Annotated in this window: 11 protein-coding genes; 4 read left to right on the top strand and 7 right to left on the bottom strand. The window is 60.2% G+C overall.

Going from position 1 to position 8171, the window contains the following annotated elements; all coding sequences use genetic code 11:
• Positions 1-82: 82 nt before the first annotated feature.
• The 7 genes from EGJ09_RS26200 to EGJ09_RS26170 all read right to left on the bottom strand — a co-directional run bounded on the left by EGJ09_RS26200 (position 83) and on the right by EGJ09_RS26170 (position 5441).
• Positions 83-268 carry a hypothetical protein gene (locus tag EGJ09_RS26200; protein WP_125925164.1) on the bottom strand — a complete coding sequence of 62 codons (186 nt, stop codon included), beginning with the start codon at positions 266-268 and terminating at the stop codon, positions 83-85.
• Between the two features lie 73 nt (positions 269-341).
• Positions 342-1697: a flagellar hook protein FlgE gene (gene flgE / locus EGJ09_RS26195; RefSeq protein ID WP_125925163.1), complete on the bottom strand. Its 1356-nt coding sequence runs from the start codon at positions 1695-1697 to the stop codon at positions 342-344.
• Between the two features lie 30 nt (positions 1698-1727).
• Positions 1728-2435: a flagellar hook assembly protein FlgD gene (flgD, locus tag EGJ09_RS26190; RefSeq protein WP_125925162.1), complete on the bottom strand. Its 708-nt coding sequence runs from the start codon at positions 2433-2435 to the stop codon at positions 1728-1730.
• Between the two features lie 15 nt (positions 2436-2450).
• Positions 2451-2894 carry a flagellar basal body rod protein FlgC gene (gene flgC, locus EGJ09_RS26185; protein WP_012315561.1) on the bottom strand — a complete coding sequence of 148 codons (444 nt, stop codon included), beginning with the start codon at positions 2892-2894 and terminating at the stop codon, positions 2451-2453.
• 2 nt (positions 2895-2896) lie between these two features.
• Positions 2897-3307 carry a flagellar basal body rod protein FlgB gene (flgB, locus tag EGJ09_RS26180; protein WP_012315562.1) on the bottom strand — a complete coding sequence of 137 codons (411 nt, stop codon included), beginning with the start codon at positions 3305-3307 and terminating at the stop codon, positions 2897-2899.
• Between the two features lie 325 nt (positions 3308-3632).
• The gene (gene cheR, locus EGJ09_RS26175) at positions 3633-4460 is read right to left on the bottom strand and encodes a protein-glutamate O-methyltransferase CheR (protein WP_012315563.1); all 828 of its coding nucleotides are present in this window, start codon (positions 4458-4460) and stop codon (positions 3633-3635) included.
• A 51-nt stretch (positions 4461-4511) separates the two neighbouring features.
• Positions 4512-5441 carry a chemotaxis protein CheV gene (locus EGJ09_RS26170; RefSeq protein ID WP_125925161.1) on the bottom strand — a complete coding sequence of 310 codons (930 nt, stop codon included), beginning with the start codon at positions 5439-5441 and terminating at the stop codon, positions 4512-4514.
• Positions 5442-5519: 78 nt separating this feature from the next.
• On the opposite strand from EGJ09_RS26170, the gene flgA reads away from it, so the two are divergent.
• From flgA to EGJ09_RS26150, 4 genes are all read left to right on the top strand, one after another.
• Entirely contained in the window at positions 5520-6272 is a 753-nt protein-coding gene (gene flgA / locus EGJ09_RS26165; protein ID WP_125925160.1) for a flagellar basal body P-ring formation chaperone FlgA, read from the top strand.
• A gap of 150 nt (positions 6273-6422) precedes the next feature.
• A complete protein-coding gene (flgM, locus tag EGJ09_RS26160) occupies positions 6423-6734 on the top strand; it encodes a flagellar biosynthesis anti-sigma factor FlgM (protein ID WP_046785380.1) in 312 nt (103 codons plus the stop codon).
• A 49-nt stretch (positions 6735-6783) separates the two neighbouring features.
• Positions 6784-7251: a flagella synthesis protein FlgN gene (locus tag EGJ09_RS26155; RefSeq protein ID WP_125925159.1), complete on the top strand. Its 468-nt coding sequence runs from the start codon at positions 6784-6786 to the stop codon at positions 7249-7251.
• An 80-nt stretch (positions 7252-7331) separates the two neighbouring features.
• On the top strand, positions 7332-8075 hold the full coding sequence (locus EGJ09_RS26150; RefSeq protein ID WP_125925158.1) for a flagellar brake protein: 744 nt from the start codon (positions 7332-7334) through the stop codon (positions 8073-8075).
• Positions 8076-8171 lie beyond the last annotated feature (96 nt).

The following is an 8171-nucleotide window of genomic DNA, read 5'->3' as shown; positions in this document are numbered from 1 at the left end:
GGCAAATGTCTTACCCAATTTCTAGAAGTTAACGCAATTCCTGTGGGAGCCGGCTTGCCGGCGATGAGGCCGGTGCAGGCAATCACCGATCGCGGCAACCGCCATTGTTGTAGGGCCCGGCAAAACGCCTCCAGCCATCCCCCGGCGACCATTGCGAGCACACCAGGCGCCCATCCACCTGGCTTTCCCAGCGCCACCAGGGCGCAGTACCGGCCTGCGCCTGATACAGGCAGAAGGCAGCGAGCAACGCGACAAGCAACCTTTTCATGAAACACTCCTGCAAAAACGACAAACCCCTTCACGACAAAGGGGTTCGCCTTCACACCATTAACCCGCGACCATCAAGTCATCTGAATGATGGTCTGCATGATGGTGCTTTCGGTGGAGATGGTCTTGGCGTTCGCCTGGTAATTGCTCTGCGCCTTGATCAGCTCGACCAGCTCCTGGGTCAGGTTGACGTTCGAAGCCTCCAGCGCATTGGACTCGACGCTACCCAGCGTGCCGGTCTTGGGCTCATCGATGCCGGGAATGCCGGAAGAGAAGGTTTCGGTCCAGCGGGTGCCACCGATCTGCTGCAGCCCCTGCTCGTTGGCGAAACTGGCCAGTGCCACCTGGCCAATGGCGCGCGACTGCTGGTTGCTGAAGCTGGCAAACAGCACACCAGTGGAGTCGATGCTCAGGCTCGAGAGGATACCGGTGGCGTAGCCATCCTGGGACTGCGACATGCGCGCGGTCTCGGTGTTGTAGGACGTGGTGCTGTTCATCGACAGTTTCATGCCGTCGGCGTTGCCGGCAGCACCATTGGACGCCCAGTTGCCCGCCGCATCTTCCACTGCCGGCACCCAACCAGTCATGGTGAAGGTGTTGTTGGTCACGGTGAACGATGCACCCGCCGGGTGCCCTGTGTTATCGGCAGTCATGCTGCTGACAGAACCATCGCTGCTGAAACTGATGGTGCCGGTCAGCGGCGTGGTGGAAGCAGGATCGAACGGGTTACGACCGTCGACCAACGTGTACATGGTCCATTCGTTCGTACCGGTTTTGCGGTAGAACTGCTCCATGGTGTGCTCGTTACCCTGGCTGTCGTACACCTTGGTCGGGAACGACTTGGAATAGGTCGTCTCGTCGGTAGGATCGAACGGCAGGTTCGGCACCATGGCGCCCGTACCATCATCGATTTCCAACGGAATGTCGGTGGCCGACGAATTCAGGTTGATGCCTTGGTCGATCAACGTGGTGGCCTTGGGCTGCAGCGCCGACGTATCGATCTGCAGGTCGGTCAGCACGCCCTTCTGGATCTTGCCGGTCGCATCGGCAGCGTAGCCTTGCAGGCGCAGGCCGTCCGAGGTGACCACGAAGTTGTTCTTGTCGGCCTGGAAAGCACCGGCACGGGTGTAGACGCGCGAGCCGTTGTCGGAGAGGACGAAAAAGCCCTGCCCCTGGATACCCATGTCCAGCACGTTGCCCGTGTTATTGACGTCACCCTGGGAGAACTGCTGCGAGATCGCCGCCAGACGCACGCCGTTGCCGACCTGGTTCTTGCCCACACCCAGGCGATTGGCGCCGGCATAGACGTCGGCGAACTCGGCACGCGAGGATTTGAAGCCGGTGGTGTTGACGTTGGCGATGTTGTTGCCGGTAACGTCCAGTTGCTTGTTGGCTGCGTACAGACCGCTAAGGCCGATATTGAAAGACATGAATTCGCTCCTGTGCCGCGCTAGCGGGCCTTAGATACCGATGGTTTGTACGTCAGAGAGGGAGACCTTGCCGACGCCCGCAAGGTTGAGCACCATTTCGCCGGTGGCATTGAAGCTGACACTGGTCACCTTGGCCGGCAGCAGCGTGCTCATCTGCACCGACTGGCCATCCACGGTGGTGCTGGCGGTGAAGGTGTAGGTACCCGGGTCGACCTTCTCGCCACTGTCGTTGGTGCCATCCCAGATGAAGTCGGCATAACCGGCTGCCTGCTCACCCAACTCGATGGTCTTGACGGTGTTGCCGTCCTTGTCCTTGATGGTGATCTTCGCTTCACTGATTGCCTGCGGCACAACGAACTGCGCATTGAAGCTCTGAGTGGTATCGACCACCGCCTTGTCGTTCTGCACTACCACCGAACGGCCGACCAGTGACGAGGCCTGCAGCGCCTGGGACGAGGCCATGGCATTGGTGATGCTGCTGACCGATTCGTTCAGGGAGGTGATGCCTTCAAGGCTGCTGAACTGCGCCAACTGGGCCACGAACTCGCCATTTTCCTGCGGATCCAGCGGGTTCTGGTGCTGCATCTGGGTAACCAGCAACTGCAGGAACGCGTCCTTGCCAAGCGCGTCGGTACCGGTCTTGGACGCGGTATCGGTGGCTTTCTTGGCGGTACCACCGACACCCGACGCTGTCAGGACATCATTGAGGTTCACACCGCTACTGCTATCGACTGCCATGGTCTGGATTCCTTATCACTGACCCAGGGTCAGCACTTTCTGCATCATGTTCTTGGCGGTGTTCATCAGCTCGGCGTTGGTCTGGAACGCTCGGCTGGCGGAGATCATGTCAGCCATCTCCTCGACCACATTGACGTTCGGGTAGTAGACGTATCCGTCCTTGTTCGCCGCCGGATGGTTGGGTTCGTAGCGTGCTTCGAGGTTGCTCTGGTCTTCGATGATGCCCTTGACCTGCACACCCTGCCCTGCCTCGCCCTGATCTTCGAACAGCGACTGGCTACCGCCGGCTTGCGCATTCTGGAAGGTGGTGGCAAACACCGGGTGCCGCGCGCGGTAGGTCTGGTCGATGCTCGACGAAACGGTCTCGGCGTTGGCGATGTTGGAAGCAACGGTGTTGAGGCGGGTGTTCTGCGCACTCATGCCGCTACCGGCAATGTTGAAGACACTGGACAGGGACATGGTCATTCTCCTCGCAAGGCCGATACCAGCCCTTTGAATTTACTGTTGAGCAAGGTGAAGCTGGCCTGGAAGCCAATGGCGTTTTCCGTGTAGTTCGATTGCTCGATCTGGGCGTCCACGGTGTTCTGGTCGATCGACGGCTGCGTCGGCGTGCGGTACTGCAGCGTGTCGTCGGCCATTGCCAGGCCTTCGGCCTCGATGTGGCGGCTGTTGGTACGGTCCATGGCAAAGCGGCCACCGCTCTGCTGCTTCTGGCTCTCGGCGGCGAGCACCGAAGAGAAGTCCATGTCACGCGCCTTGTAATTGGGCGTGTCAGCGTTGGCGATGTTGTTGGCCAGCACTTCGGCGCGCTGGGCGCGGAAGCCCAGGGCCTTTTCATGGATGCCAAGCGCCTTGTCGAAACTGATGCTCATGTCGGGGAAACCTTCGAAGGTTGACCGGAATATCGTTGGCCAAGCTATAGCAAGGGCTGTGCCAATGTTTTGAAAGGCCGGAAACATTGGGCTGGAGCAGGGATGGCTGATGGCGCGATGCCAGAAAAGCGGCAAAAGGCTTCCGCCTGTAGACGGGAAAGCGGCAATTGCCGGGCGGCAAAAGCGGCAAAACAAAAAATTGACGTCAAGCGGCGTGAGTGGCGACGGGGTGCAAAAGGACTGCTTTTAGAGTGCGGGTTTCTTGAGATCGAACGCCGCGCTGGCGGCGCTCGATGTCAGGCTTCCCAAAACAGCCCGCAGCCCATCACTTGGCCTGGTAAATGATTCCCGGGCTGCACTGCACCATCTGGTAATGGTCCGGCAAACCATTGAGCGCCTCGGACGCCCCCAGGAAAAGATACCCACCCGGCTTCAGGGTGCTGTGAATACGCAGCAAGATGTCTTTCTTCACCTGTGCCGAGAAATAGATCAACACATTCCGGCAAAACACGATGTCGAACTTGCCCAGCGCGGCATAGCTGTCGAGCAGGTTGAACGAGCGGAACTCGACCCGGCTGCGAATGGCCGGTTTCACCGCCCAGCGCCCTGGCCCCTTGGTGTCGAAGTAGCGCTGCAAGCGCTCCTGGGACAGGCCACGGGCGATCGCCAGGCTGTCGTACTCGCCGGTCTTGCAGTTGTTCAGCATCGAACCGGACAGGTCGGTGGCAACGATCTGCGCACCCATCTTCAACTGGCCCAGGTTGCTGCGCTCGAACTCATCGATGGCCATCGAAATGGAGTACGGCTCCTGGCCCGACGAGCAGGCCGCCGACCACATGCGCAGGCGCTGGCCGGGGTTGTTCTTGATGAACTCGGGAATGACCTTGTTCTTCAGCACTTCGAATGGGTAGGTATCGCGAAACCACAAGGTTTCGTTGGTGGTCATCGCATCCACCACCTGCTCGCGCAAGCCGCCACGTGGCTGGGCCTGGATGCGCTGCACCAGCTCACCCAGGCTCTTGATGCCCTGCTGCTCCATCAGCTTGTTCAGACGGCTGGAGACCAGGTACTGCTTGTTCTCACCCAGCAGGATGCCACAGGCTTTCTCCAGGAATACCCGGAACTGTTCGAAATCCAAATTACCCGTAGACACTACTGCGGCCTCTTTTCAATCACAGGTACCGGGAGTCGCCTCCCGGCTACTTCAATGCGTTGCCTTGATCCGGTCGACCACGCGCTGGGCCAGGTCGTCCGGCTTGAACTTGGCCAGGAAGTCATCGGCACCGACCTTCTTGACCATCGCCTGGTTGAACACCCCGGACAACGAAGTATGCAGGCAGATATGCAGTTTTTGCATGCGCGGGTCACTGCGGATCTCGGCCGTCAGCGTATAGCCGTCCATCTCTGGCATCTCGATGTCCGAAATCATCATCAGGAACTCTTCTTCCGGCCGCTTGCCCTCGTCCACCAGCTTGCGCAGGTAGTCCAGGGCCTGGCGCCCATCATTGAGCGCCACCACCTCGACACCGACCGTCTGCAGGCAGCGGCTGACCTGCTTGCGCGCCACCGACGAATCATCGACGGTCAGCACACGCAGCAGTACGGCCTTGTCCTGCGTGTCGGCATCGACCACACCGGCTGACACCGACTCGGACGACGGCGCCACCTCGGCCAGCACCTTTTCCACGTCGATGATTTCAACCATGCGGTTGTCCACCCGGGTGACCGCAGTCAGGTAGTGGTCGCGGCCAGTGCCCTTGGGTGGCGGGTGGATCTCTTCCCAGTTCATGTTGACGATGCGCTCCACCGAGTGCACCAGAAAACCCTGGGTCTTGGTGTTGTACTCGGTGATGATCACGAAGCTGTTGCGAGTCTCTTCCTTCAGCCCGGGCAAACCGGTGGCCATCGACAGGTCGAGAATCGGGATGGTCGCCCCACGAATGTTGGCCACACCACGCACCACCGGGTGGGACCTGGGCAGCACGGTCAGCTCAGGGCATTGCAGCACCTCGCGGACCTTGAACACGTTGATGCCGTAAAGCTGCGCGCCGTTGAGGCGGAACAGCAGCAATTCCAGGCGATTCTGCCCAACCAGCTGTGTGCGCTGGTTGACTGAATCCATTACCCCCGCCATGCCTGACTCCTTTTTCTTTCTGCCATTTCGTAGCCACTCCTACAGCGAGTCGGCACGGGCTTTGCTTTTTTGAGCGTCATGTACACGAAAACGACAATTTTCCGACGACTGACGCACCTGCTGAGCGGCTCGCTGGCTGCGCTGTGCCTGCTGGCACCCGGCGCTCGCACGCTGGCGGACGCGGTTACCTTGCCTGAACAGCTTGTCGGTGTCACCCAAGGGTTTCTTGAATTCACCGTAGAGGATTACCTGGCCACGACCCAGACAGCAGGCCGCTACGAAATACAGGTCAACTCGCTCGACCCGCGCCTGCGCATGCCCCTGTGCAGCCAGCAACTGGACGCCTCGCTGGAAAGCCCGGCGCAGCCACTGGGGCGTGTAACGATACGTGTAGCCTGCAACGGCGCCGCGCCGTGGACCGTCTTCGTACCGGCAACAGTGCGGCTGTTCCGCGATGTGGTGGTGGTTACCCGCCCGCTGAAGCGCCAGAATATCGTTGGCGAAGGTGACGTGGCCCTGCGCGAACGTGACGTTGGCACCCTCACCCAAGGCTTTCTCACCGACCTCGACCAGGCGGTCGGCATGAAGATGCTGCGCCCGACGGTGATCGACCAGGTGCTGACCCCGCAGCACCTGGAGCAGGCCGAAGTGATACGCAAGGGCGATCATGTGGTGATCATCGCCCGCAGCGGCAGCCTCGCCGTACGTATGCCCGGCGAGGCCCTCAGCAAGGGCGGCCAGGGCGAACAGATCCGGGTGCGCAACCTGAATTCGCAGCGGGTAGTGAAGGCCCGAGTCACAGCCCCCGGCCAAGTGGAGGTCGCCATGTAGATTGGGCTGGCGGTGTGCAACCGCTTTTCCTAAACTGTGCCAGAACGGGTTCGCGGGCTTGCCGACAGGCGGCTAAGCATTTGTGCCTAAAGTTTCTTTCGGGATGGCCGAAAACATGGCAAGCGTCCAAATACCCAGGGGTTTCTGATCATGGTCATCGACTTCAGTCGTTTGAATAACTCTCCGTCCATCACGGGCGGCGTTCGCGGCAATGCCGCGCCCGGCAACGCCGACAAGTCCGGCGAAACCACCGCGCCGAAAAGCGCAAGCGCCAGCGGAGAAGCGGTACACCTCAGCCAAGAGGCCCAGCAGTTGCAAAAGGTCAGCGACAAGCTGCGCGACCAGCCCGTTGTCGACAATGCCCGCGTGGCACAGTTGAAACAGGCGATCGCAGATGGCAGCTACCAGGTCGATGCCGGCCGGGTCGCCAGCAAACTGCTCGATTTCGAAGCCCAGCGCTGACCGTTCGGCGCGCTGACTTCACGGACGCTTAAAAAGCCAAGAGTTAGCCATGCACGACATCACATTGCTGCAACTGATCGAAGACGACATCGCCCCTACCCAGGAGCTGCTCGACCTGCTTGAGCAGGAGGCAGTCGCCCTGCACGGGCGCGATATGGCGCCGCTGGAGGGCATTCTGGCCCGCAAGCAGTCGCTGATCGTTCTGCTCGAGCAGCAAGGCCTGCGACGCAATCACCTGCTCACCAGCCTCGGCCTCAGCGCCGACCGCGCCGGGGTGCAGGCCGTCGCTGCGCAGTCGCCGAACGGTGAAGTCATCATGCAACAACTCAACGTGCTGACCGAATTGATGGAAACCTGTCAGAAGGTCAACGAGACCAATGGCAGGATCGTTCAGGTACAACAGCACGTCACAGCCAACCAGATCAGAATCCTCATGGGCGGCGACTCTCCGTCGCTCTACGACAGCCGTGGCGCCACCTCGCCATTGGCCAAGCCCCGGGCGCTCAGCCAAGTGTGATTAGTTCTATCAAGGCACGGAACATACTGGCAAAATGCCGTTACTTGCGTGTGTCGTTTTTGCCTGGAGATTGATAACCCGTGTTCAATGAGACCGATGCTCCGCAGCCGCCAAAGGTGCTGAACACTCCTTTGGAGATTGCGGCCAACCTGCGCCAGTTGATGGAGAGCCATGATCCTTTGATCATCACCTTCCATGAGCGCAGCCAGCGCTTTCAGAGCTACGTGGTTCATGTGGACCGTGACAGCAATACCTTGGCGCTGGACGAGATGATCCCGCGCGATGGCGAAAAATTCATCGAGAACGGCGAGCCGTTCCGCGTCGAAGGTTTCCATGACGGCGTACGCATTGCGTGGGAGTGCAACCACGAACTGAGGATCACCGAGGTCGATGGCCACCGCTCATACCGCGGTGCCCTGCCGGACGAGATGACCTACCACCAGCGCCGCAATGCATTTCGCGCCGCGCTGAAGCTGTCGCAGCTGGTCGATGTGATTCTCGACGGCACCCACCTCAAGGGCAATGGCGCTTTGCGCGGCAAGCTGCTGGACATCTCCGCCACGGGCTGCAAACTGCGCTTTGAAGGCAATGTCGAGGAGCGCCTGCAACTGGGCCAGGTTTACGAGCGCTTCAAGGCCAGCAACCCGCTGGGGCTGGTGGACACCATGGTCGAGCTGCGCCACCTGCATCACGAAGAGCGGATCAACACCACCTTTGCCGGCGTGCGTTTCCATAACCTCAATGGCCAGGCGCAGCGCAAGATAGAGAGCTTCGTATACCAGTTGCAGCGCGAAGCGCGGCGGTTCGATAAAGACGATTATTGATCGCCTGCCGAACGCGCAAACGCCACCTCAAGACTAGTGCCAGTCTTTCAAGCGATTTAGCGCCGCTTTGCGGCCCATCGCCGGCAAGCCGGCTCC

Origin of the sequence: Pseudomonas sp. p106 (assembly GCF_003936645.1) — a bacterium.
Lineage (GTDB): Bacteria > Pseudomonadota > Gammaproteobacteria > Pseudomonadales > Pseudomonadaceae > Aquipseudomonas > Aquipseudomonas putida_E.
Note: the sequence above shows the minus strand (reverse complement) of the source record. Positions and strands in the feature narration are given on the sequence as shown.

Excerpts from the sequence above, each read along its gene's own strand:
- EGJ09_RS26200 (WP_125925164.1), bottom strand. The coding sequence starts at position 268 with ATGAAAAGGTTGCTTGTCGCGTTGCTCGCTGCCTTCTGCCTGTATCAG.
- flgE (WP_125925163.1), bottom strand. The coding sequence starts at position 1,697 with ATGTCTTTCAATATCGGCCTTAGCGGTCTGTACGCAGCCAACAAGCAA.
- flgD (WP_125925162.1), bottom strand. The coding sequence starts at position 2,435 with ATGGCAGTCGATAGCAGTAGCGGTGTGAACCTCAATGATGTCCTGACA.
- flgC (WP_012315561.1), bottom strand. The coding sequence starts at position 2,894 with ATGTCCCTGTCCAGTGTCTTCAACATTGCCGGTAGCGGCATGAGTGCG.
- flgB (WP_012315562.1), bottom strand. The coding sequence starts at position 3,307 with ATGAGCATCAGTTTCGACAAGGCGCTTGGCATCCATGAAAAGGCCCTG.
- EGJ09_RS26170 (WP_125925161.1), bottom strand. The coding sequence starts at position 5,441 with ATGGCGGGGGTAATGGATTCAGTCAACCAGCGCACACAGCTGGTTGGG.
- flgA (WP_125925160.1), top strand. The coding sequence starts at position 5,520 with ATGTACACGAAAACGACAATTTTCCGACGACTGACGCACCTGCTGAGC.
- flgM (WP_046785380.1), top strand. The coding sequence starts at position 6,423 with ATGGTCATCGACTTCAGTCGTTTGAATAACTCTCCGTCCATCACGGGC.
- EGJ09_RS26155 (WP_125925159.1), top strand. The coding sequence starts at position 6,784 with ATGCACGACATCACATTGCTGCAACTGATCGAAGACGACATCGCCCCT.